This is a genomic window from Microcystis protocystis FBCC-A270 (genome assembly GCF_050500235.1).
Taxonomy (GTDB): domain Bacteria; phylum Cyanobacteriota; class Cyanobacteriia; order Cyanobacteriales; family Microcystaceae; genus Microcystis; species Microcystis ichthyoblabe_A.
The window spans coordinates 266931-287219 of sequence record NZ_CP191407.1; the positions used below are offsets into that span (position 1 = coordinate 266931).

Below are 20289 nucleotides of genomic sequence, written 5' to 3' on the forward strand. Positions count from 1 at the left end.
CCTTATCCATCAATGGATACGCCCCTTAACTTTTCTTAATGTACCCATGTAATTTGTAACATTTCTTAATGGACAAGAATTCTCTCTATTTGCTAGAATGATAGCCATGTATATAGAAAAAGTTCCTAACCGTAATTCCCCCCCCGCCGTTCTTCTTCGGGAGTCCTACCGAGAAGGAGATCAAGTCAAAAAAAGAACCCTGGCCAATCTCTCAAAATTACCCGATGATATTATCGACAATTTGAAACTGGCTCTCAAAGGGGCAACACTGTCCATGAATGAAGGCATTCCCAATCATTTTGAAGTGATTAGAAGTCTTCCTCATGGTCATGTGATGGCTATTTTAGAGACGATTAAAAAATTAGGTTTAGATAAAATAATCAGTGAAAAATCCTCACGAATCAGAAACTTAGTAGTGGCGATGATTGTGGCAAGAATCATCAATCCTAAATCGAAACTAGCCACAGCGAGAGGGTTTAATAGCGAGACTTGTAGTCAGAGTTTAGGACAATTGTTAGACTTAGAGAAAGCCGATGAAGACGAATTATATAACGCCTTAGATTGGTTATTAGAAAAACAAGAGAAAATTGAGAAGCACCTAGCAATTAAACACTTAGAATCAGGAACATTAGTCTTGTATGATGTCACTTCTACCTACCTAGAAGGAAATGGTTGTGAACTGGGAAAATATGGTTATAACCGAGATAAAAAGAAAGGGAAAACTCAGATAGTTTTTGGTCTGCTCTGTTCAGCCAAGGGTTGTCCGATAGCGGTAGAAGTATTTGAAGGAAACACTTCAGACGGTGCTACTTTAAGCGGACAAATTGAGAAAGTCAGAAAGGGTTGGGGGATTGAGAATGTTGTCTGGGTAAGCGATAGAGGAATTTTAACCAACTCGAAAATCAACGAATTAGTAAAACCCATAGAAGGATTAGACTATATTACTGGTTTAACTAAGCCTCAAATTCGGAAACTGGCTGAGGTAGAAGTGATTCAATTAGGATTATTTGATCAGGTAAACTTGGTGGAATTTGAGAGTGAAGATTATCCCGATGAAAGATTAATTGCTTGTCGGAATCCCTTAATCGCCCAGAAAAATCAACTACAAAGAGAGGCATTATTAGAAGCGGTAGAGAAGGAACTAGATTTGATTGTTCAGGCGACTCAAAGGGAGAAAAGAGCTTTAAAGGGTCAAGATAAGATAGCTTTGAGAGTGGGCAAGGTTCTTAATCAGTTTAAGGTCAATAAATACTATAACTTAGAGATAACAGAGGAAGGCTTTTCTTATCAGCGTCAGCGGGAATTAATCGCTCAAGAAACGGCTTTGGATGGTGTGTATGTGTTAAGAACTTCTCTGGAGTCAACTTTGATGGATGCAGCGACGACGGTTAAAGCTTATAAAAGTTTGTCTCAAGTGGAGGAGGCATTTCGCTGTTATAAGTCAATTGATTTAAAGGTACGTCCTATCTATCATTATAAGGGTGATAGAGTCAAAGCTCATATCTTTTTATGTATGTTGGCTTATTATGTGGAATGGCATTTAAAACAGTGCTTGGCTCCTTTGTTATTTGAGGATGAAGAAATTGATGATGGTTCTCTGAATGTGATTAAAGCGAGTCGCAGTGAATCCGCTCAGTCTAAAGAGAGAAAAAAACGGAATCAAGAGAACCTCCCTGTGCATAGCTTTCGGACTTTGTTGGAAGACCTGGGGACAATTTGCTTGAATACAGTGGAATGTACGATTAGGGAGGGAAGTTATCGTTTTTCTAAGATAACTCGACCGACCCAACTGCAACAAAAAGCGTTAGATTTATTGGGAGTTTCCCTGATTTGTACCCAGTAACGGGGCGGCGGAAATTCTCTTAATCCCTTCTACAGCACAGGTTATGGCCTTTTGTCAACGGGGAAGTCCAGTTATAAAGTCACAGGAAATAAGGTTTATTTTTTACAAGCTCGCTATCATTATCAATCAGGCTAAACTCAGACAAACCCATTAAGAACTGTTACAGGAGAAAGGGGACAAAGAACGTAGTACGTTCCCCCTCGCAGCTTGGGTTAGGCGATAGCCCAACCCAAGACAGAAGGAGGATAACAGCACAGCACACACCCCCACAACTGTATCAAAAGCTACAATTTATAAATCTTTACATTTCTCTCCCTGACGAGCTATCCACCATGAAACCCATCCTCAACGCCCAGATGATTTCGGAAGTTAGAGGACAACCAGAATCACGACCAATATCAACGGACGGGACTCAACTGCCCCAGTTCAACGCTCACCGCATCAAAGCGATTGTCCCCAGGGCGATAGGAGAGAATTTCCAAGCCAATCGGCTCGCCACTGGTGGAATCCTTAATCAGAATCACCCCATCCCCCAGTTCAGTACAAATCTGCTCCTTTCTGGGTTGCTGCCAGAAGACAGTGAGTAATTCCGTTTCCGGTTCATAGAAAACTTTTACTTGAGCCATAGCATTTCCCCTTCTTTAATCCCATCGGTTTGGTAGGCAGTAATCAAGAACCCATCTCCATTTAAACGCCGAGCCACTGCCACAACCCAACGTTTTTCCTGTCGCTGGCGATAGAATAGCAGCACCCCAGCATCGTGGCTACTGCGTCGAATTTCATCCGGTAAAGCTAGGGTAAGGGTCACTAATTCCTCCAACTCCTCAAGGTCAGGATGTTTGCCCATTAGCCTCTGCCAATAACCTTCTGAAGTTCTAACTGTAAATCCCAAAGGGGTAACAACTTCAAATTTCATTGCCAATCATGGATAGGATTCTCGCTTCGGTGTTCGATAAATATAGTGGTCGTGTTGCCGATGCTCAATCTTCAATTCCTGAATCTACAAGACAATTGGCAATGAGTTGGTCAAATTGCTCCCAATCTTCACTATCCCATGATGAATCATCATTTGAGGGAGTATTTTGAGCAGATTCAATCAAGGTAATAATAACCGACCCTCCATAAAACCACACACTATCCCCCGTAACTGTATCAAAAGTTACAATTTAATAAATATTTACATTCTCCTCCCTTGAGATTTTGGGGTTTTTGAAGAGTTCAAGAGCTTGAAATTGTACAATAAGGTTGTACAAGTCTCCCCTAAAAATTATGTTAAGCAAAGAAACCACTTACTCTCAAATACAGTATTTTATCAACTGTAGATATCTCGGCGATGTCCAACCTTGTGGATGGTAATGCGTTCTGCTTCGGGTGCAAAAGAATAGATAACTCTATAGTCACCGACTCGAAGCTTGAAAAGACCACTCAAATTAGCACTTAAAGCTTGAGGACTAACATTTTCAAAATTATCCGACAACCAGCGAACTTTCCGCAAAATTCGCTCTTAAATGATAGGAGCGAGTGCTTCTAAATCAGCAATTGCTTCGCGGCTAAATTCTACAAAGTAAGCCATTACCAGTTTAATCCTAATTTTTTGGCTACTTCCTCGGCTGAAACCCCCTTTTCTCCTATTTCAGTCCGTCTTAGAGAGTCAAGAACTTGTTGCTTAACTTCAGGTTTGACTTCTTTGTCTTGGTCAGGATCGAGTAAGATAGATTGGATGGTTTCGGCAACAGTTTCTTGAATGAGGAGCTTGAGTTCTTCAACAGTTAGCTCTTTAACTTGCATATTTTTAACTAGGAGAGAAGAATAAATAAACTACTCCTAATTTTGGCACTAAATTGGCTATTTGGCTCTTCTCGACCTTGTGTGATCATCAATGCTTTGTCTCGTTCTAAGGTAGAACCTCTGGAAATACCTTGCCAGGAAGATCCTAGCAACGAGGTGATAGTTGTTTAATAAGCGAAAGGAAAAAATAAACCACCTCAAGATTGATTTAAGGGGCATTGATGGTATTTTTAGAGGCAATTTAGCCGACTTTTGTGGTTTCTTTTTCGATGAATTGGCAGGGTTTTAGTTTGCGTTTGAGGGTTGAAGCTGCGCCGGAGCCGAAAGGGATAATAATTAACACATACCGCTCAAACTGTTATCTTTTGATGATGAGTAATTTGTTTAGCTTGCTCTTGCTGCTAAATCGGTAGTGATACTGGCATTATATCTGGATAATGTTATCATCCCGACAGGGGTAAATTTTATTGCGATTGCGTTAGCGCAAATACAATGTTGATAAAAATTAATGTAGTAACCATAATGTAGCTACATTTGGAGAGTAAAATTGAAGTGGACATGGGACGACAACAAAAATCGGACAAACAGGCGCAATCACGGCTTGAGCTTTGAAGCCGCTCAATATGTTTTTGCCGATCCTCTCGCTGTCAGCCGTCCTGATCCATACCCAGAGGAAGAACGCTGGCAGACTATCGGACTGATCGGTAAACTGACTGTGTTTGTGGTGCATACTGGGCCAGAGTCTAATTCAGTGACAGGAGAGGAAACGGGACGAATTATTAGCGCACGCAGGGCAACAGCCCATGAAAGGAGGGCTTATGAAGAAGGGAGATTCTAATCCAGTACCGCTAGAGATACAGGCTGAAATTGACGCTCTAGCCGCATCACAAGAGCCTATCCGCACAGATCTGATCCCAGAGGCTACGGGAGATTGGAGCAGGGCGCGGCGTGGTGTATTTTGTCGTCCGCTCAAACAGCAGATCACTCTAAGCCTTGATGCTGACCTGATAGACTGGTTCAAAACCCAGGCCACACAAGAGGAGGGGTATCAGACCAGTATTAATCGCGTCCTGCGAGAATATGTGGAAACACGGGCAAAAAAATAAACCCCCTCAAGATTGATTGAAGGGGCATTTATGGTATTTTTAGAGGCAATTTAGCTTACTTTTGTGGTTGCTTTTTCAGTGGATTTAGAGGGTTTTAGTTGGCGCTTAAGGGTTGCACCTGCGCCGAGAGTGCCGAGGGTGATGATACTCAAACTGTTATTTTTTGTACTGTAGATTTTGTGGTTATTTCCTTAGGATGTCTGAACAATTGACCTTCATTTTGGTAGAAAACTTCATAATCCGGGGCCAGTTCAAGACGTAACTGTTTCCATAAACTAATTCCTTCTTGTTTAAAATCCATTTCAGCTTGCTGATTAGGAAAATCTGATAAAGGTGGATAGTCTTGATTTAAAGTCTTATCGTAAGTATCCTGCCATGCGTTTAAACGCTGAATAGTTGCTTGACTTAATGGTAATTCTTCAGGAGCAATGTTATCAATTTCATCTACTCCCCAAAGTGGGTAACTTCCATAATCTGCCCAAAGTTTGATTCTGATTGCCATAACTATCATTCCTGAATAAGTTTGTTAATTAATCGAGTTGGAGTTGGATTAGCACTCACTAAGTAACCATTATGACTAATTTCTAGAGAAACATACTGAATAATTCTATTGATTTCTACTTTATAAATTATGCGACTTTTTCCTTGTATGCCAATAATTGTCCCCTCACTAATAGCTGTTATAATTAAATCAGGAATTTGTTCTTCGGTAATACCTCTCTGGAGGAAATCTTCTCGATGATTTTCTAGAATATGCAGTAATCCAGAACCTCTCTCTCCTCCTTTTCCTGTTTCTAGAAAAACAATTTTCCCGCTAGGATCTTGAGTAATTATGATAATATTTTCTGGGGTATGTTTGATTGCTGCTTTTTTAAGTTCAGCAATCAGGAGTTTTTTCTGATCGTTGTTCGGATTCGACCTCATTGCCGATTATAGCTCAAGATTGCGTAAGTTGATCTAGTTTACTCATCCCTCAATTATACAATAAAACCCCCTCAAGATTGATTGAAGGGGCATTTATGGTATTTTTAGAGGTAATTTAGCCTACTTTTATGGTTTCTTTTTCGGTGGATTGGGATTGTATTAACCAGATTTAGGCTGAATTAAAATGTGTCTAAAACACTAGCTAAATCCTCAAGAAAATTAGCTCTCTCATCTTCAGAAAGTTCGTCTAAAAATTGATTTAACTTCAGGTAAACTTTGCCTTCGTCGGTTAAATTTGTAAGACTAACTTTAAGTCCGTACTTAGATAAAAGCTTTTCAACCTCTAGTTTCTCCTGATCAGTAAAATCAGATGGATTACATAAATCCCAAACTGCTCCAGGTATAGAACCAATTTTGTTAACTATAGCATCGACAGAGAGACTACTAACTCCATCAACAATTTGTTTACCATGCTCTTTAGCAAGCTTTGCAAGCCGTTCCGCAAGATTATCTTTCCAGCCCATTTGACAAGAATCCTCCTGTTGATTTTTGTGGGTTTTACTCAAGCATTACTTCTACCGCACTGAGCAGTGCGATCGCACTCTCTCGCAGTCAGGTCAAGCGACAGCCTAACCCAACAGCAAAGGCGAATAGCAAAACAATACACATTCCCCCCCAACAACTGTATCAAAAGCTACAATTTAATAAATCTTTGCATTCCTCTCCCTTCAGATTTTGGGGTTTTTGGGGAGTTCAAGAGCTTGGAATTGTACAATAAGGTTGTACAAGTCTCCCCTAAAAATCATGTTAAGCAAAGAAACCACCTACTCTCAGGCGAGAATGAATTTAGCGAGTCTCTTAGATCAGGTGTGTGACGAATCTCAAATTATCGTCATTAAGCGTCGCAATCAGAAAAATGTGGCCTTAATTGCTGAAGATGAGCTTTCCAGTTTATTAGAGTGTGTTTATTTATTGCGATCGCCAGAAAATGCCCAACGCTTATTTCGCTCTTTAGCATGGACCCAGACAGAAGATGCAACTCCTCAAACATTAGCTGAATTGAAAGGGGAGTTAGGAATTGACTCCTAAAAGAGAAAATAAGCCAGATAAACCTCAAAACAATTCTATTCATGGTTATTTGCCCGTTTTTAGTCCTGATTTCAAAGCAGATTTAGCTTGGTGGTATCGGAACGAACCGAAAAAAGGCGATAAAATCTTAGACTTATTGGCAGATATTTTGGATGGCGATCCGTTTACAGGATTGGGTAAACCCGAACCTCTTAAGTATATTGCTGCCGATACTTGGTCACGACGGATCGATTTAGAGCATCGTTTGGTTTATAAAGTCACAGGAAATAAGGTTTATTTTTTACAAGCTCGCTATCATTATCAATCAGGCTAAACTCAGACAAACCCATTAAGAACTGTTACAGGAGAAAGGAGACAAAGAACGTAGTACGTTCGCCCTCGCAGCTTGGGTTAAGCGATAGCCCAACCCAAGACCAAAGGGAGATAGCAGAAGGATACACACTCCCCCCCATAACTGTATCAAAAGCTACATTTTAATAAATATTTACATTTCTCTCCCTAGCTTAGGGGTTGACAGAGCAGGGAGTCTCAGGTGTTTTCCGCTGCTTTACCCCTTCTCAGAGGAACTATCGTCTTCCTTGAGTTATTGTGGCGCGGTCTGTCGGATTCGTCTTTGCGTTCACCTCTGTCTCGAAGTTGTTGAAGCGGATTTTCTATGGTTCTTCGTTACTTGGTATGGTTCGATAGGGGGGCATAAATGGACTAAATCCTTATCTGGCAAGAGATTTAATTGATTAGTTCGCTCTAGATCGAAAACAATTAACAAAAATCGCCAAATGTCTTTCTCTATAAGAGTTTAATTCCTTGTAACCCCGTCCATTGCATAAGACAAACCGAGGCGTTGTCAAATTGAAAGATGCTCCGAATCAGCTTGGAACTGAAATTACTTTGATAGCAAGGATTGCATTGCATCTTTCATATTCTGATCTGACAACGCCCAAACCGAAGAACCTAATAAAGTTTTCCCACAGTCGGTAGTGTTGCTCCACTATTCGGATCTTGTAGATGAGGTTTAGGGGCCAAAGCGCGAATTTGATGCGTTGTGGAGCCTTGTTTAATTGTGCAATCCATGACAATACCAAAAAGATTACCAGTTACAGAATAATCATAGTCGGTATTTTTTATTTCACCCTTGTAGGAAAAGTCATTCGTTGTCATGGCAATTTCCATCATCTTCTGAATGATAACACCCTGGTTTTTAGGGCTAAGCCCCCACTTTTCCATATTGCGTTTGGTCTCGCTGTATGAAGATTTAACACCACCCGAAAGAAAATCAAAAAAACTCAGACCACCACTAACGTCTGTTTTGGCTAAATCACTATATGAACCCTGTTTTGATGCATCCAGAAGTGACTTCACCAAATTATCGAGATTTGTGATATCGGCTGGCGTAACGCATAGCAGGTGAAGCTCAAAATCCACGTTGATATCACCATGTGCGGGAACAGTGTAGGTAACACCGGTAAGTTGTCCTTGGCCGTAGGAATCCACACTAACGCCGTCTTCACTAGAATCTAAAGCAATTAAAGGGAGTCGAATGTACATTTGATGACCTCACTATCTTTGAAAAAAGGGCTGTGGCGAAAGCGAAAGTCCGCCCCATAAAGGCCTAACTGTGTGATTGCCCTCTCGCAGCTAGGTGAAGCAACAACTTAACCCAGTACAGAAGGCGGATAGTAAGACAATACACACTACCCCCCCCCACAACTGTATTAAAAGCTACAATTTAATAAAAATTTACATTGCTCTCTCTTCAGATTTTGGGGTTTTTGGGGAGTTCAAGAGCTTGGACTTGTACAATAAAGTTGTACAAGTCTCAAAAGACCAAGCAAATTAGCGCTGAAAGCTGGAGGATTACAACTTTTCTCCCGTCGATCCTAGACATCATTCTAAAAGTCGGCACTTAAAGGGGTGCGGGGGAAAGGAATCACATCGCGAATATTGGTCATTCCCGTCATGAATTGTACCAGACGCTCGAATCCTAAACCAAAACCGGCGTGGGGAACGGAACCGTAGCGACGCAGGTCTAAATACCACCACAAATCATCGGGATTCATTCCCTGTTCCTGCATTCTTTGGATTAATACATCTAATCGTTCTTCCCGTTGGGAACCGCCGATAATTTCGCCGATCTTGGGCGCTAAAATATCCATAGCGGAAACGGTTTTATTACTGTCATCTAGACGCATATAAAAAGCTTTGATTGTCTTGGGATAATTAGTGACAATCACGGGTTTTTTAAATAGTTCCTCCGCTAGATAACGTTCGTGTTCTGACTGTAGATCTACGCCCCATTCTACCGGAAACTCGAACTGACGATCGGCTTTTTCTAATAACTCGATCGCTTCGCTGTAGGTAATCCGGCCAAACTCACTATTAACGATATTTTCGGCCGTACTTAACACCGTTTTATCGATACGTTCGTTAAAAAACTGCAAATCTTCGGGACAATTTTCCAAGACGAATTTAAAGATATATTTCAGAAAAGCTTCCGCTAAATCCTGATCTCCTTCCAAGTCACAAAAAGCCATTTCCGGTTCCACCATCCAAAACTCGGCCAGATGACGGGAAGTATTAGAATTTTCGGCGCGAAAAGTCGGGCCAAAAGTGTAAACATTAGATAAAGCCATGGCCATTACTTCCGCTTGTAATTGTCCACTGACGGTTAAATAGGCCCGTTTACCGAAGAAATCCTCGGCAAAATTGGCGGGTTTTTTTAAATCTAAACTGGTGACTGTAAATAATTCTCCCGCACCTTCGCAGTCGTTAGCGGTAATAATGGGAGTATGTACCCAAATAAAGCCCTTTTCTTGGAAAAAAGTGTGGATAGCGGTAGCGCAAGCGTTTCTAACCCGCATTACTGCTCCTAGGGTGTTGGTTCTTGCTCGCAGATGGGCAATAGTTCTCAGAAATTCAAAGGAATGACGTTTCTTTTGTAGGGGATAATCCGCAGGACAGTCACCATAAAGGGTGATTTCGGCCGCTTTTAACTCGATATTTTGCCCTTTACCCGGGGAAAGAACCAAATTTCCCGAAACAGCGATCGCTGTTCCTGTACTAATTGTTTTTAGTACATTATCATAATCGGGTAAAGTCGGTTCGAGGATAACTTGTAAGTTGGCCAGGGATGAGCCATCATTAACTTCCAGGAAAGTAAATTCTTTTAATTCTCGTTTTGTTCTCACCCAACCCTGCACGGTGACGGATTGATCCGGTTGTCCTGTTTGAAAGATTTCCTTGATTCTGCTAGTCATTGCTTATCCCTATGTTAAGTGGCTGAGTGGAATTAAATATAAGATGAACGTAGGTTGGGTTGAAGCATGAAACCCAACGCCAGATTATGTTACGCTACCGCTAACCCATCCTACAAATAATTGTGTCTCCCTACTTAGAACCAAAGAGTATTTTAGGATAGAAGGTTCAGATCAGGCTAAAATCAATCTCGAACAGGTGTCATGCTTCTGGTGGAAAAATTATTAAGTAAGCCCAAAAGCCGTAAATTAGCGATTTTTCTGGCTTTTATCGGTAGTATTCTCGCTTTACCCTTTCCTATCGCCGGTATTCATAAATTCTATCTCGGTCAACCTCTCTGGGGAATTATCTATCTTCTCCTTTGGCAAACTCCGATTCCCCGGGTGGCTTGCGCGATCGATGCGGTGTGGTATTTAATCCAAGATAACCAATTTTTGGCTAACTATTTTCCCACTGCCACCGCTGCTGCCACTGTCCCCAGTTTAGAGCCTAAACAAGTAGAGGCGATCGGGGCAGCTTTAAGGGAATTAGAGCGCCTCCGGCAAGAAGGATTAATTTCTGAGTACGAATTTGAAGAAAAACGGCGACAACTACTATAATGACACCGCAAAACTGGTTAGGACGCACTTTTAACCCTTTAAAAGCCAAAATTAGCAATGATCCCTATTATCGCTTCCGTTCCCTTGATGAGATCGCTATGGCGGCACAATTGGGCATTAAAATTAATGTCAGTCAAGCGGGTGTGGATGATTGGCTGCGATTGCCAGGGATATCCATCCATCAAGCGCGAATGTTGGTGGAATTGCTGGGTATGGGGGTAGAATTGCTTTGTCTTGAAGATCTAGCGGCTGCTTTGAGTGTTCCTGTGGCTAGATTGAAAGTTTGGGAACCGATTCTAGAATTTGCCTATTATAGTCCCGAAAGTCACCTCGCACCCCCTAAAATCAATCCTAACACTGCCTCGATCGAGCAGTTAACCACCCTGCCCCTAATCAGCGATAATTTGGCAGCTGCCATTATTAAAAACAGGGAAGAAAAGGGATTATTTAAGAATATTGTGGATTTTAAAGGGCGTTTATCCCTAGACGCTCAGGAAATCTCCCAATTAATGCACTTTTTCCAGTTTTAATCCCAAATACTCAGGAAAGGAGACAGGAGATAGGAGTCAGGAGATAGGAGATAGGAGACAGGAGATAGGAGATTATTTCTATTTATTCTTCCGACACCCCACACCCGACACCCGACACCCCACACCCCACACTCCACTTCCCCACTTCCGGGCAAATCTAAATGTCTTCAGATTCCTCCGCATCACTAGGGGGAACTAGGGCTACCGCAGCGATCGCATCGTCCTCATCGAGTTTTTGTACCCGGATGCCTCCGGCCGATCGCGATTGAGGAGTAATAGCATCGACGGATTGACGGATGATAATGCCCCGTTCGGTGATAATCATAAATTCCTCGTGGGGGTTAACAACGTGCAGAGCCGCTAATTTATCGTTCTTTTTGCGGAATTTAATCACTCTGACTCCTAATCCCGCCCGATTTTGCAGACGTAGGAGGGTAACGGGAACCCGTTTTCCTAGTCCTGCCATGGTAATTGCTAACACCCAGGGGCCATTATTAGCCACTTCGGGGTTAATTTCTTCGCTTTCGTCCTCGGTTTCTTCTTGGTTAGATTCAGCGATTTGGGCGACAATTTGACTAGGCAGAATGTCCATACTAATTAATTCGTCACCTGAGCGCAATTTCATCGATTTTACGCCCTTAGTTGCCCTTCCCAGGGAGCGCAATTGTTGACTATCGGCCTTAAAATGAATTGCCATCCCCTGACGAGAACCGATAATGACGCTATCTTCCTCTTTAGCCAAGCGAACCCAACGCAGTTGATCACCGTCTTCGAGAGAAATGGCGATTAAACCGTTTGATCGAATATTACTAAAGGCAGCGAGGGCGGTTTTCTTGATAAATCCCTTTTGTGTGAGCATAATCAGGTAATTATCCTCGCTGAACTCGCTGACTGCCACCACCGAGGTGATTTTCTCCCCTTTGGGAATCTCTAACAGTTGCACGATGGGAACGCCGCGAGCGGTACGGGAACCGGTGGGGATATGATAGGCATTGAGACTATAGACAACCCCGCGATCGGTGAAAAAGAGAACGCTATCGTGATCGCGGCAGGTGATAAAGTGATCGATGCCGTCGTCTTCTTTCATTTTCGCGCCAGCTTTGCCCCTTGTTGCCCGATTTTGGGACTCAAAGGTATTAACGGGCATTCTTTTGATGTAACCCTGTTCGGTGACGAGAATTAAGGCCTGTTCGTTGGCAATCAGGTCAGTTTCGGCGATTTCTCCTTCCCGTTGTTCAATATGACTGCGACGGGGGGTAGCGTGAATCGTTTTGATCTGTTGCAGTTCTTCCTCGATAATGCTGTCGATCCGTTCTTTTTTGGCTAAAATATCCTGAAGATCGCCGATTTTTGTCAGTAATTCCCCGTGTTCTTGCTGAATTTTCTCCGATTCTAGGGCGGTTAACCGTCGCAGCTGCATTTGTAGGATTGCGTCCGCTTGCACCTCTGAAAGACCAAAATTCTGCACTAATCCCTCTTTTGCACTAGCTGTGTCGGCAGCACTGCGAATCAGGGCAATGACTGCATCGAGACTAGCGAGGGCAATTAGTAAACCCTGAAGGATATGATCCCTTTCCTCGGCCTTGCGGAGTTCATAACGGGTACGACGGGTGATCACTTCTACCCGAAAATCGAGGAAAACGCGGAGAAACTCTCTTAAAGTCAGTAATCTCGGTTCGTTATCGACTAATGCCAACATATTCGCCCCAAAATTCGACTGGAGGGGCGTTTGTTTATAAAGATTGTTGAGGACGACGCGGGGATAGGCATCCCGTTTCAGTTCGATCACCACCCGGATGCCGTCGCGATCGCTTTCGTCCCGCACATCGGAAATACCGTCTATTTTGCGATCATTGACCAAATCGGCGATTTTTTCGATTAATGCCGCTTTATTGGTTTGATAGGGCAGTTCGGTGATGATAATAGCATCTCGATCGGGTCTTCCCCTTTGTTCGATGGTTTCAAAGGAGGCGACTCCCCGCAGGGTAATGGAACCGCGGCCGGTGGTGTAAGCTTCCTGAATACCGTCTCTACCGAGGATATGCCCCCCGGTGGGAAAGTCCGGCCCCGGGATATAACGCTGTAATTCCGTATCGGTGAGATCGGGGTTATGGATGAGGGCAACGGTTCCATCGATAATCTCGGCCAGGTTGTGGGGGGGGATATTGGTGGCCATACCGACGGCGATACCCGATGAGCCATTAATTAGCAGTTGCGGGACTCTAGAGGGTAAAACCACGGGTTCCTGTTGGGAACCATCGAAGTTATCGGCAAAATCGACGGTTTCTGACTCGATATCCTGTAGTAGGGCGTTGGTGGCCAGGGTGTGCAGACGACACTCGGTATAACGCATGGCTGCCGGGGGATCGTTATCGATCGATCCGAAGTTACCATGACCGTTAATCAGGGGATCGCGCATGGAGAAATCCTGGGCCATGCGGACGAGAGCATCGTAAACAGCAGTATCCCCGTGGGGGTGGTATTTTCCTAATACTTCCCCGACGACTCTAGCGCATTTCCGGAAGGGGCGATCGGGGGTTAATCCTAGTTCGTACATCGCATAAAGAATGCGCCGGTGTACGGGTTTCAGTCCGTCCCTAGCGTCGGGCAAGGCGCGCCCAACGATGACGCTCATGGCGTATTCTAGGTAGGAACGGGACATTTCATTGCTTAAGTCTGTGGGGACGACATGATCCTGGGCGGCGGTCATAGGGGGGTTAACTCCAATAACAAGGCAAAAAAAGCGTTTTTGTGATTAAATTCGCTAAAAATCGGGCTTTTGCCCTTTTGATGTGCAGAATATGCCCATTTGTACGACTATTTTACCATAAAATCCCTCTTTTTTGGGGTTTGAGGCGGCACTCAAACTTTTGCCGAAAGTCTCTTCCCTCATTCCGGCCCGATCTTGACACTCTGTGGACTATCTGTCACAATATTGTCATATAGGCCATTTGTTCTTAAAGTAATGGATTTGCAATTATCATTATTTCCAGATAATCAACCAAGTCAGGCGGTAAGCAAACAGAAAAAAGCCAAGTTAGGTCGTTACGAAAGAATTCAGCGCGAACTAGCAACGGTAAAGCGTGATCCCTATCAAGTCCTGGTCGATGTTAACGTTCCGCTTCAGCCTCTCAATAGCTATAATTTTATCGATCTATTCTCCGGTGCGGGTGGTATCACCCAAGGTTTATTGCAAGCAGGTTTTAACCCTGTAGCCAGTGCAGAAATTAGCCCGATCGCCTCAGCAACCCATCAAAAGAATTTTCCCAATTGTCATCATTTTTGTGGTGATATACATGATTTTAATACTCAAGAATGGTTGGCCAAAATTGGCAATCCATTCATTCATCTTGTGGTGGGCGGACCACCATGTCAAGGATTTTCCGTTGCTGGAAAACGAGATGCTAATGATCCACGGAATCATCTGTTTCAAGAATTTATCCGCCTTGTTTCTGAAATACAGCCTTGGTACGTTGTCATGGAGAATGTACCCGGTATTCTAACAATAAAAAAAGGAGAAATTAAGCAAAATATTCTGGAAGCTTTTCAAAGTATTGGCTATAGAAATATTTCAATAGCAATTCTTGAATCTGCCGCCTATGGCGTTCCTCAAATAAGACCAAGAGCTATTTTCATAGCTAATAGATTTGGGCTGCCAAATCCTTATCCAAGTCCTCAATTAGTACCGGAGAAATACCAACCGATTGAAGCCGCCATCTGCGATTTACCTGCTTATGAACCTCTTCCCAGTATCAATCACGAATGGACTCGTCACTCCCCCGAATATATGGCCAGAATAGCTCAAGTTCCTCCCGGGGGTTCCTTATATGAAACTTATGTTGATGCCTTCAAACGACAGTATCGGGGTAAGCCAAGTATGACAATTAAAGAAAATCATGGCGGTACTCATATCCATCCCTATTTAAATCGGGTTATTTCAGCCAGAGAAATGGCTAGATTACAAACTTTTCCCGATTCCTTTATTTTTGAAGGAACAATGAAAAAAGCGATGTGGCAAATTGGAAACGCCGTACCTCCACGTTTGGCAGAGTGTATTGGCTATGCTCTTATTCCCTACTTAAATCTAATAGCTACAGGTAATAAAAATATTGGAGAGGTGGCAAGATAAATCACCGCTCTTCAGTCAATTTGATATTAAGAGAATTACGCCATGTTTCAAAATCATACCAACCGCAACCTACACAGCCCTGTTCTGCTTCTGCTCCAGATTGAGGAATATTTTCCGGCCAGTTCTCTCCACCGGAATACCAAAATCTGATATCCATTGGTGTTCCTCGCTTACCAGTTTTAATACATTTTTCACAACTTCTTGACTTTAATAAATTATGATTTCCCGCACTATCTTTTTTGAGAAGCTGAAACTTGTTTCTCATCTCAGCTACACTCATATTGACATCATGACTTGGTTCACTTATCCCCCAACGTTCCATAGGAAAACGATGGTCAATAACCAGTTCATGTGACTGTCTGATTCTGTTTTCAATCACATCTTTATATCGATAAAACTCCAAAATTCTAGCCACTAATTGAGGCGGTATGTTGGCAGAGGCATTCGCCGCTCGCATCTCTCCAGTCCATCGATCCCAAGTTGTTGTTTTCTGACAAATTGGACAGTATTCTCGTTTTGTTTCTATTACTAGCCCCTGGCGACCGCTCCTATTTCCGCGCTCTAATCCTTGGATACCACCGCCACCAGCATATTGCTCCGATGCTATTTTTTTTCCTTCACAGGTACGACAATGCCAAGCTCGATCTGATAATAACTCGAAGACTTTGTACTGTGATGAACCCTGTTTAAACTTTGCTTTTATAGCTTCTACTAAATCAGAACTCATTCCGGTTTCTCTATTTCTATCTCTAAATTTTCCAGTAATTGGGATACAGTTATGTTTAAGCCCTTCGCCAGAGTGACAAGAGCGGTAAGAGAAGGATTTCTTACTCCTCGCTCTAGTCCAGATATATAGGTACGATCAAGATGGCAACGTAGCCCTAGTTCTTCTTGTGATATGCCTAAAGCTGCTCTATGCTCTCGGATCATTAACCCCAATGCCCTTAAAATTACTGCTTTTGATTTTTCCATAAAGTCTATAATCGTCTTTAGTGGACGATAAGTCCACGGACTATATGTCACAGGAATAATTTTCCTCTCCTCCCGTCAACCAAACAGCCTCTTAATCAGAATCAAAAGATCGTCAAGGCAGCTCACAGGGGGACAAAATCGGATTTTTTAGCAGTTTTTCCCCCGATAATTTAGGATAAAATAAAAATGCGATCGAGAGTTAATACCATGGCCCGATCGGCAGCTCGAGAATCGATGATAATTGAGATTAATGATCCCTTAACTCCAGCGAAAACTATTAACCTGATTTTCCCAGCCCAAAAATTCCCCCAAAATGCTTAATCCTCTCCTCTGGCAAAGTGCCAATCCCCACCCCGATAATCTGGAGAATTTCCAAATTATTAGCCAATGGTGGCAAGATTTAAATCTTAAGGAAGTCTTCTGGCAACAGCGTTTAATTCCCGATACTGGCTCTCTGGAAGATATTAATTGGGAGCAGCAAGGTTTTGATGAAAAGTTTAGCCTCCAAATGCCCCAAATTCGCGGGATTACCCTCTATTGGCATAAATCTACTTTTGCTGACGAAAGAAGCATGACACCTAAACAATTAATTTTAGATCGGGAACGGGAGCAATTAGACATTTATCCTCAATCCCAAGCTAGTTTAGTTATTCGGGTGACGAAACCCCATCTAGTTTATAAAAAATTCGAGCTAAAAAATCCTCTCCTAGTCGGCAAAAAAGCGGAAAGTGAATATATTTTACTGATCAGGGATAAAGAACAGCAAATAGAAGTTAAAATTAATCTTAGTCCTGAAAATTATCGGCAATTTCTAGAAACCATGACTGAGGAGCAATAATGTGGCAGGGAAACCTAGAACTAATTTACAAGCAAAAAAATCTCGCAACCCAGATTAATCACGTCTATGCTACCGCCCCTTTAAAAGTACAAAGACCTTTTTATCCCGAGGGAAAAAACCTTTGTCACACGGTGATTTTACACACTGCGGGGGGAATAGTTGGGGGTGATGTTCTTCAACAAAAAATTCATCTCCAAGCCGCTACTAATGCCCTGATTACCACTGCTTCTGCTGGAAAAGTTTACCAGAGTAATGGTCAGATGGCACAGCAATTAATCGAGATTAAAATCGATGACAATGCCGGTTTAGAATGGCTACCCCAAGAAACAATTATCTTTAATGGTGCAGCATTTCGCCAACATTTACGAGTGGATTTAGGGGAAAATAGCAGTTGGTTGGGATGGGAAATTACCCGTTTTGGTCGCAGTGCGCGAGGCGAGAAATTTTTAGCGGGAGAATGGCATTCTAATTGGGAAATTTGGCGCTCAGGACAACCTTTATGGCTCGATCGATCCTTCCTGTTGGGTGGTAAAATGATCGAGGGATTTTCTGGTTTAAATGATAGCGCCCTGATCGGTACTTTAGTTTATATCGGTCAACCGGTGGGCAGAAATTTAATTGAGAAAGTGAGAGATTTTTCCCTAGAAGGGGAGATGGGAGTTACTAACACTTTAGGAGATGGTCTTTTGTGTCGTTATCGGGGTAATTCTAGCGGTGAAGTGCGACAATGGTTTCAGCAGGTTTGGCAAATTTTAAGGCGAGAAATGAGCGATCGAGAGGCAATTATTCCGCGAGTTTGGTTATCTTGGTAAAGGCGGTCAATTTTAATTTTCTCAAGTCACTTGAATGCCTGTATCGGTGATTGGGGCTATCCAAAATTGTAGATCGGGAGCGACGAGAATTTCCCGGGCCTCTTTAACGATAGTTTCCGCCACTTCCTGAGATGAACAGAGAGTAAAAACCGTTGGGCCAGAGCCTGACATCATCGTTCCCAAGCCGCCTAAATCCCCTAGAACCTGTCTTAACTCGGCTACGAGGGGAAATTCCGGTAAAACCACCTTTTCGAGGTCATTATGGATAAATTTGCCGATAGCGGCTGGTTGTTTATGGGCGATCGCTTGTACCAAAGCCCCGGAACTCACCTGCTGACGACGGTGATGAAAGTCCTCTGGAGAAGACAGATAGGTATCCTGAAATTTTTGCCGATAGCTTTGGTAGGCCCAGGGTGTAGGAACGGATAAATGATCGTATTTGGCTAAAATCACCCATAATCCGGTTAAAGGAGCGATCGGATCGAGAATTTCTCCCCTTCCCGTACAGATAACCGTTCCTCCTGTCACACAAAAGGAAGTATCGGACCCCAATCTTGCCGCTAAAGTTTCTAATTCCGGACGGGTTAAGCCTAATTCCCAGATTAAATCGATACCGACTAACACCGCCGCTGCGTTGGTGGAACCCCCCGCTAAACCGGCAGCCACGGGAATATGTTTCTCGATGGTGATATCGATGCCGCCGTAATTGGCAAAGAGGCGGGGGAATTCCTTCGCCATTAAAGTGGCGGCCCGATGGGCGAGATTACTGCTATCTTGGGGGACGAGGGGATGATGGCAAAAGAGACGGAATTCCTGCAATCCGTTCGGCCGGAGAGTGATGCGATCGCATAATGCCACCGTCTGCATCACCATGACTAACTCGTGGAAACCATCAGGGCGATCGCCAACGATTTCTAGATATAAATTAATTTTAGCGGGGGCTAGAAGGGTATAACTGTGCATTTGTCAAGAAAAAAAATCTAAAATTTTGGCAATTGACCTAATTTTTCCGCCAAGTCAATCCATTGCGATAAAGTGAGATCTTCGGCACGAGCGAGGGGATTAATTTCTAATTGTGTCAGGATTTGGATTAATCGATCGCTATCTAGACAATTTTTTAGATTATTGCGTAACATTTTGCGCCGGTTGGCAAAACCAAGGCTAACTAAAGTGGACAAAAAGGCCGCATTACTGACATTATTCGGCAAAACACGGGGTAAAAGCTGAATTACCGCCGAATCCACCCGGGGAGAGGGGGAAAAGGCCCGCCGGGGTACGTCACAAATCCATTGACAATCGGCAAGGTATTGAATGCGGACGCTGAGAGCGCTGTAAGCTTTGGTGGAGGGGACAGCGACTAATCTTTCGGCGACTTCTTTCTGGACCAAAAGGGTAATACTCTGGTAAGGGGGGGTGAAGGGATGGGCGATCGAACCGAGCAGCTTTTCGAGGATCGGACCGGTGATATTATAGGGAATATTAGCCACTACTTTATTAACCGGCGGCAGTTGCTCCGGTTTAAGGCTAAGAAAGTCGCCCGGGATGAGATGAAAGTTATCTTGTTGGCCAAATTTTTTGTTTAAAATTGTCCATAGATCTCGATCAATTTCTACAGCGACAACCAATTGAGCGCCATCGAGAAGACGACGGGTTAAAATGCCTGTACCAGGACCGATTTCTAATACCCGATCCTCTGATTGTAAATTAGCAGCGCCGATGATGCGATCGAGTATCGATTCATCTTTTAACCAATGTTGTCCAAAACGTTTACGCGGTTGAATTTTCATACCTCTATTTTAAAATCAGAGGGTTGTTCTCGACAATAACACCCCTGAAAATATGGGCCATGCGATCGATAACCGCATCAATTATCATAGAGCCTAGGCAAAGATAGCAAAAAAATTAGATACAATGTCAGATGTGAACGATGTTTTCGCAATTGTAGCCGGAGCGGTTCCGGGGGCGTTATCTCGTTATTATATTACCGAATGGACAAAAGCAAAATTCGGCTTGCGCTTTCCCTATGGAACCTTTATTATTAATTTAACTGGCTGTCTAGCTATCGGCTTTTTTTGGGCTATTTTACCCAGTTTTCCCTTTTATTCCCACGCACTAGATTTAATGGTTAGAACGGGATTTTTAGGAGCTTATACCACCTTTTCTACCTATAGTTTAGATATCTTGATCCTCTGGCGCAATCAGCAAAATTTTCTCAGTCTTTTTTTTGCCGTTGCTAGTATAATTTTCGGATTGATTGCCGTGAGAATCGGGGCAGCTATTGCCCAATTTTTTCTAGGTTAAGTAGGTAGGCGTTAAAAACTATCAGATGCCCCCCTTATCAAGGGGGGATTAAGGGGGGATCGAACCTAAAATCCATTTTTAATTTAATTATAATCAGCTACTTAAT

At 43.0% G+C, this 20289-nt stretch carries 26 protein-coding genes and 3 pseudogenes; 14 read left to right on the forward strand and 15 right to left on the reverse strand.

Going from position 1 to position 20289, the window contains the following annotated elements; all coding sequences use genetic code 11:
* Nucleotides 1-106: 106 nt before the first annotated feature.
* On the forward strand, nt 107-1843 hold the full coding sequence (locus ACQY1X_RS01245) for an IS1634 family transposase (RefSeq protein ID WP_430015718.1): 1737 nt from the start codon (nt 107-109) through the stop codon (nt 1841-1843).
* Nucleotides 1844-1915: 72 nt separating this feature from the next.
* Nucleotides 1916-1978, forward strand: a pseudogene (locus tag ACQY1X_RS01250) (Txe/YoeB family addiction module toxin); the annotation flags it as partial.
* A 263-nt stretch (nt 1979-2241) separates the two neighbouring features.
* Here the strand turns inward: ACQY1X_RS01250 and ACQY1X_RS01255 are convergent.
* Together ACQY1X_RS01255 and ACQY1X_RS01260 are read right to left on the reverse strand one after the other, a co-directional pair.
* Nucleotides 2242-2469 (reverse strand): hypothetical protein, encoded by a 228-nt coding sequence (locus ACQY1X_RS01255; RefSeq protein WP_002735928.1) that lies wholly within the window; start codon nt 2467-2469, stop codon nt 2242-2244.
* Nucleotides 2457-2759, reverse strand: a complete 303-nt coding sequence (locus ACQY1X_RS01260) for a hypothetical protein (protein WP_016515170.1) — start codon at nt 2757-2759, stop codon at nt 2457-2459. The genes ACQY1X_RS01255 and ACQY1X_RS01260 overlap by 13 nt, the downstream gene beginning before the upstream one ends.
* Before the next feature lie 8 nt (nt 2760-2767).
* Between ACQY1X_RS01260 and ACQY1X_RS01265 the strand changes: the two genes are divergently transcribed.
* A complete protein-coding gene (locus tag ACQY1X_RS01265) occupies nt 2768-2929 on the forward strand; it encodes a hypothetical protein (protein ID WP_162205107.1) in 162 nt (53 codons plus the stop codon).
* Between the two features lie 226 nt (nt 2930-3155).
* Here ACQY1X_RS01265 and ACQY1X_RS01270 read toward each other — a convergent pair.
* From ACQY1X_RS01270 to ACQY1X_RS01280, 3 genes and pseudogenes are all read right to left on the reverse strand, one after another.
* Nucleotides 3156-3416 (reverse strand): annotated as a pseudogene (locus tag ACQY1X_RS01270) (type II toxin-antitoxin system RelE family toxin).
* The gene (locus tag ACQY1X_RS01275) at nt 3416-3631 is read right to left on the reverse strand and encodes a hypothetical protein (RefSeq protein WP_012264484.1); all 216 of its coding nucleotides are present in this window, start codon (nt 3629-3631) and stop codon (nt 3416-3418) included. Before ACQY1X_RS01275 ends, ACQY1X_RS01270 begins: the two are co-directional and overlap by 1 nt.
* A 241-nt stretch (nt 3632-3872) precedes the next feature.
* Nucleotides 3873-3947 (reverse strand): annotated as a pseudogene (locus tag ACQY1X_RS01280) (PEP-CTERM sorting domain-containing protein); the annotation flags it as partial.
* Nucleotides 3948-4232: 285 nt separating this feature from the next.
* Between ACQY1X_RS01280 and ACQY1X_RS01285 the strand changes: the two are divergent.
* Nucleotides 4233-4469, forward strand: a complete 237-nt coding sequence (locus ACQY1X_RS01285) for a BrnT family toxin (RefSeq protein ID WP_230401244.1) — start codon at nt 4233-4235, stop codon at nt 4467-4469.
* Nucleotides 4450-4737, forward strand: a complete 288-nt coding sequence (locus ACQY1X_RS01290; RefSeq protein WP_194033361.1) for a BrnA antitoxin family protein — start codon at nt 4450-4452, stop codon at nt 4735-4737. Before ACQY1X_RS01285 ends, ACQY1X_RS01290 begins: the two co-directional genes overlap by 20 nt.
* A gap of 148 nt (nt 4738-4885) precedes the next feature.
* Here ACQY1X_RS01290 and ACQY1X_RS01295 read toward each other — a convergent pair whose 3' ends face one another.
* The 3 genes from ACQY1X_RS01295 to ACQY1X_RS01305 all read right to left on the reverse strand — a co-directional run bounded on the left by ACQY1X_RS01295 (nt 4886) and on the right by ACQY1X_RS01305 (nt 6185).
* The gene (locus ACQY1X_RS01295; RefSeq protein WP_036402756.1) at nt 4886-5239 is read right to left on the reverse strand and encodes a hypothetical protein; all 354 of its coding nucleotides are present in this window, start codon (nt 5237-5239) and stop codon (nt 4886-4888) included.
* A 5-nt stretch (nt 5240-5244) separates the two neighbouring features.
* Nucleotides 5245-5661: a hypothetical protein gene (locus tag ACQY1X_RS01300; RefSeq protein ID WP_271989625.1), complete on the reverse strand. Its 417-nt coding sequence runs from the start codon at nt 5659-5661 to the stop codon at nt 5245-5247.
* A 179-nt stretch (nt 5662-5840) separates the two neighbouring features.
* Complete coding sequence (locus ACQY1X_RS01305; protein WP_430015282.1) at nt 5841-6185, reverse strand: hypothetical protein; 345 nt, start codon at nt 6183-6185, stop codon at nt 5841-5843.
* A 280-nt stretch (nt 6186-6465) separates the two neighbouring features.
* Between ACQY1X_RS01305 and ACQY1X_RS01310 the strand changes: the two genes are divergently transcribed.
* Complete coding sequence (locus ACQY1X_RS01310) at nt 6466-6750, forward strand: type II toxin-antitoxin system Phd/YefM family antitoxin (protein WP_430015283.1); 285 nt, start codon at nt 6466-6468, stop codon at nt 6748-6750.
* On the forward strand, nt 6740-7063 hold the full coding sequence (locus ACQY1X_RS01315) for a Txe/YoeB family addiction module toxin (RefSeq protein ID WP_430015284.1): 324 nt from the start codon (nt 6740-6742) through the stop codon (nt 7061-7063). The genes ACQY1X_RS01310 and ACQY1X_RS01315 overlap by 11 nt, the downstream gene beginning before the upstream one ends.
* A 638-nt stretch (nt 7064-7701) precedes the next feature.
* Here ACQY1X_RS01315 and ACQY1X_RS01320 read toward each other — a convergent pair.
* A complete protein-coding gene (locus tag ACQY1X_RS01320) occupies nt 7702-8295 on the reverse strand; it encodes a hypothetical protein (protein WP_430015285.1) in 594 nt (197 codons plus the stop codon).
* 344 nt (nt 8296-8639) lie between these two features.
* Nucleotides 8640-10004, reverse strand: a complete 1365-nt coding sequence (asnS, locus tag ACQY1X_RS01325) for an asparagine--tRNA ligase (protein ID WP_430015286.1) — start codon at nt 10002-10004, stop codon at nt 8640-8642.
* Between the two features lie 201 nt (nt 10005-10205).
* Between asnS and ACQY1X_RS01330 the strand changes: the two genes are divergently transcribed.
* Entirely contained in the window at nt 10206-10601 is a 396-nt protein-coding gene (locus ACQY1X_RS01330; RefSeq protein WP_002759086.1) for an NINE protein, read from the forward strand.
* A complete protein-coding gene (locus ACQY1X_RS01335; RefSeq protein WP_430015287.1) occupies nt 10601-11131 on the forward strand; it encodes a ComEA family DNA-binding protein in 531 nt (176 codons plus the stop codon). Before ACQY1X_RS01330 ends, ACQY1X_RS01335 begins: the two co-directional genes overlap by 1 nt.
* 157 nt (nt 11132-11288) lie before the next feature.
* Here the strand turns inward: ACQY1X_RS01335 and gyrA are convergent, their stop codons facing one another.
* Nucleotides 11289-13841 carry a DNA gyrase subunit A gene (gyrA, locus tag ACQY1X_RS01340; RefSeq protein ID WP_004162097.1) on the reverse strand — a complete coding sequence of 851 codons (2553 nt, stop codon included), beginning with the start codon at nt 13839-13841 and terminating at the stop codon, nt 11289-11291.
* Nucleotides 13842-14096: 255 nt separating this feature from the next.
* Between gyrA and ACQY1X_RS01345 the strand changes: the two genes are divergently transcribed.
* Nucleotides 14097-15260, forward strand: a complete 1164-nt coding sequence (locus ACQY1X_RS01345; protein ID WP_016516841.1) for a DNA cytosine methyltransferase — start codon at nt 14097-14099, stop codon at nt 15258-15260.
* 1 nt (nt 15261) lies between these two features.
* Here the strand turns inward: ACQY1X_RS01345 and ACQY1X_RS01350 are convergent, their stop codons facing one another.
* Together ACQY1X_RS01350 and ACQY1X_RS01355 are read right to left on the reverse strand one after the other, a co-directional pair.
* Nucleotides 15262-15987, reverse strand: coding sequence for a hypothetical protein (locus tag ACQY1X_RS01350; protein ID WP_016516842.1), 726 nt, complete (start codon nt 15985-15987; stop codon nt 15262-15264).
* Nucleotides 15984-16283: a helix-turn-helix domain-containing protein gene (locus tag ACQY1X_RS01355; RefSeq protein ID WP_223211029.1), complete on the reverse strand. Its 300-nt coding sequence runs from the start codon at nt 16281-16283 to the stop codon at nt 15984-15986. Before ACQY1X_RS01355 ends, ACQY1X_RS01350 begins: the two co-directional genes overlap by 4 nt.
* 135 nt (nt 16284-16418) lie before the next feature.
* Here ACQY1X_RS01355 and ACQY1X_RS01360 point away from each other — a divergent pair, with 135 nt between their 5' ends.
* The 3 genes from ACQY1X_RS01360 to ACQY1X_RS01370 are packed head-to-tail and all read left to right on the forward strand — an operon-like array spanning nt 16419 to nt 17882.
* Nucleotides 16419-16553, forward strand: coding sequence for a hypothetical protein (locus tag ACQY1X_RS01360; protein ID WP_002736832.1), 135 nt, complete (start codon nt 16419-16421; stop codon nt 16551-16553).
* Nucleotides 16546-17070, forward strand: coding sequence for a hypothetical protein (locus ACQY1X_RS01365; RefSeq protein ID WP_002737570.1), 525 nt, complete (start codon nt 16546-16548; stop codon nt 17068-17070). The genes ACQY1X_RS01360 and ACQY1X_RS01365 overlap by 8 nt, the downstream gene beginning before the upstream one ends.
* Entirely contained in the window at nt 17070-17882 is an 813-nt protein-coding gene (locus tag ACQY1X_RS01370) for an urease accessory protein UreD (RefSeq protein ID WP_430013815.1), read from the forward strand. The genes ACQY1X_RS01365 and ACQY1X_RS01370 overlap by 1 nt, the downstream gene beginning before the upstream one ends.
* Nucleotides 17883-17903: 21 nt before the next feature.
* Here ACQY1X_RS01370 and ispE read toward each other — a convergent pair whose 3' ends face one another.
* Nucleotides 17904-18845 (reverse strand): 4-(cytidine 5'-diphospho)-2-C-methyl-D-erythritol kinase, encoded by a 942-nt coding sequence (gene ispE / locus ACQY1X_RS01375; RefSeq protein WP_430015288.1) that lies wholly within the window; start codon nt 18843-18845, stop codon nt 17904-17906.
* Between the two features lie 17 nt (nt 18846-18862).
* Nucleotides 18863-19669, reverse strand: a complete 807-nt coding sequence (gene rsmA, locus ACQY1X_RS01380) for a 16S rRNA (adenine(1518)-N(6)/adenine(1519)-N(6))-dimethyltransferase RsmA (protein WP_430015289.1) — start codon at nt 19667-19669, stop codon at nt 18863-18865.
* 124 nt (nt 19670-19793) lie between these two features.
* Here rsmA and crcB point away from each other — a divergent pair, with 124 nt between their 5' ends.
* Nucleotides 19794-20183 (forward strand): fluoride efflux transporter CrcB, encoded by a 390-nt coding sequence (crcB, locus tag ACQY1X_RS01385; RefSeq protein ID WP_430015290.1) that lies wholly within the window; start codon nt 19794-19796, stop codon nt 20181-20183.
* The last annotated feature ends 106 nt before the right edge of the window (nt 20184-20289 follow it).

Excerpts from the sequence above, each read along its gene's own strand:
- ACQY1X_RS01245 (WP_430015718.1), top strand. The coding sequence starts at position 107 with ATGTATATAGAAAAAGTTCCTAACCGTAATTCCCCCCCCGCCGTTCTT.
- ACQY1X_RS01255 (WP_002735928.1), bottom strand. The coding sequence starts at position 2,469 with ATGGCTCAAGTAAAAGTTTTCTATGAACCGGAAACGGAATTACTCACT.
- ACQY1X_RS01260 (WP_016515170.1), bottom strand. The coding sequence starts at position 2,759 with ATGAAATTTGAAGTTGTTACCCCTTTGGGATTTACAGTTAGAACTTCA.
- ACQY1X_RS01265 (WP_162205107.1), top strand. The coding sequence starts at position 2,768 with ATGGATAGGATTCTCGCTTCGGTGTTCGATAAATATAGTGGTCGTGTT.
- ACQY1X_RS01275 (WP_012264484.1), bottom strand. The coding sequence starts at position 3,631 with ATGCAAGTTAAAGAGCTAACTGTTGAAGAACTCAAGCTCCTCATTCAA.
- ACQY1X_RS01290 (WP_194033361.1), top strand. The coding sequence starts at position 4,450 with ATGAAGAAGGGAGATTCTAATCCAGTACCGCTAGAGATACAGGCTGAA.
- ACQY1X_RS01295 (WP_036402756.1), bottom strand. The coding sequence starts at position 5,239 with ATGGCAATCAGAATCAAACTTTGGGCAGATTATGGAAGTTACCCACTT.
- ACQY1X_RS01300 (WP_271989625.1), bottom strand. The coding sequence starts at position 5,661 with ATGAGGTCGAATCCGAACAACGATCAGAAAAAACTCCTGATTGCTGAA.
- ACQY1X_RS01305 (WP_430015282.1), bottom strand. The coding sequence starts at position 6,185 with ATGGGCTGGAAAGATAATCTTGCGGAACGGCTTGCAAAGCTTGCTAAA.
- ACQY1X_RS01310 (WP_430015283.1), top strand. The coding sequence starts at position 6,466 with ATGTTAAGCAAAGAAACCACCTACTCTCAGGCGAGAATGAATTTAGCG.
- ACQY1X_RS01320 (WP_430015285.1), bottom strand. The coding sequence starts at position 8,295 with ATGTACATTCGACTCCCTTTAATTGCTTTAGATTCTAGTGAAGACGGC.
- asnS (WP_430015286.1), bottom strand. The coding sequence starts at position 10,004 with ATGACTAGCAGAATCAAGGAAATCTTTCAAACAGGACAACCGGATCAA.
- ACQY1X_RS01330 (WP_002759086.1), top strand. The coding sequence starts at position 10,206 with ATGCTTCTGGTGGAAAAATTATTAAGTAAGCCCAAAAGCCGTAAATTA.
- ACQY1X_RS01335 (WP_430015287.1), top strand. The coding sequence starts at position 10,601 with ATGACACCGCAAAACTGGTTAGGACGCACTTTTAACCCTTTAAAAGCC.
- gyrA (WP_004162097.1), bottom strand. The coding sequence starts at position 13,841 with ATGACCGCCGCCCAGGATCATGTCGTCCCCACAGACTTAAGCAATGAA.
- ACQY1X_RS01345 (WP_016516841.1), top strand. The coding sequence starts at position 14,097 with ATGGATTTGCAATTATCATTATTTCCAGATAATCAACCAAGTCAGGCG.
- ACQY1X_RS01350 (WP_016516842.1), bottom strand. The coding sequence starts at position 15,987 with ATGAGTTCTGATTTAGTAGAAGCTATAAAAGCAAAGTTTAAACAGGGT.
- ACQY1X_RS01360 (WP_002736832.1), top strand. The coding sequence starts at position 16,419 with ATGCGATCGAGAGTTAATACCATGGCCCGATCGGCAGCTCGAGAATCG.
- ACQY1X_RS01365 (WP_002737570.1), top strand. The coding sequence starts at position 16,546 with ATGCTTAATCCTCTCCTCTGGCAAAGTGCCAATCCCCACCCCGATAAT.
- ACQY1X_RS01370 (WP_430013815.1), top strand. The coding sequence starts at position 17,070 with ATGTGGCAGGGAAACCTAGAACTAATTTACAAGCAAAAAAATCTCGCA.
- ispE (WP_430015288.1), bottom strand. The coding sequence starts at position 18,845 with ATGCACAGTTATACCCTTCTAGCCCCCGCTAAAATTAATTTATATCTA.
- rsmA (WP_430015289.1), bottom strand. The coding sequence starts at position 19,669 with ATGAAAATTCAACCGCGTAAACGTTTTGGACAACATTGGTTAAAAGAT.
- crcB (WP_430015290.1), top strand. The coding sequence starts at position 19,794 with ATGTCAGATGTGAACGATGTTTTCGCAATTGTAGCCGGAGCGGTTCCG.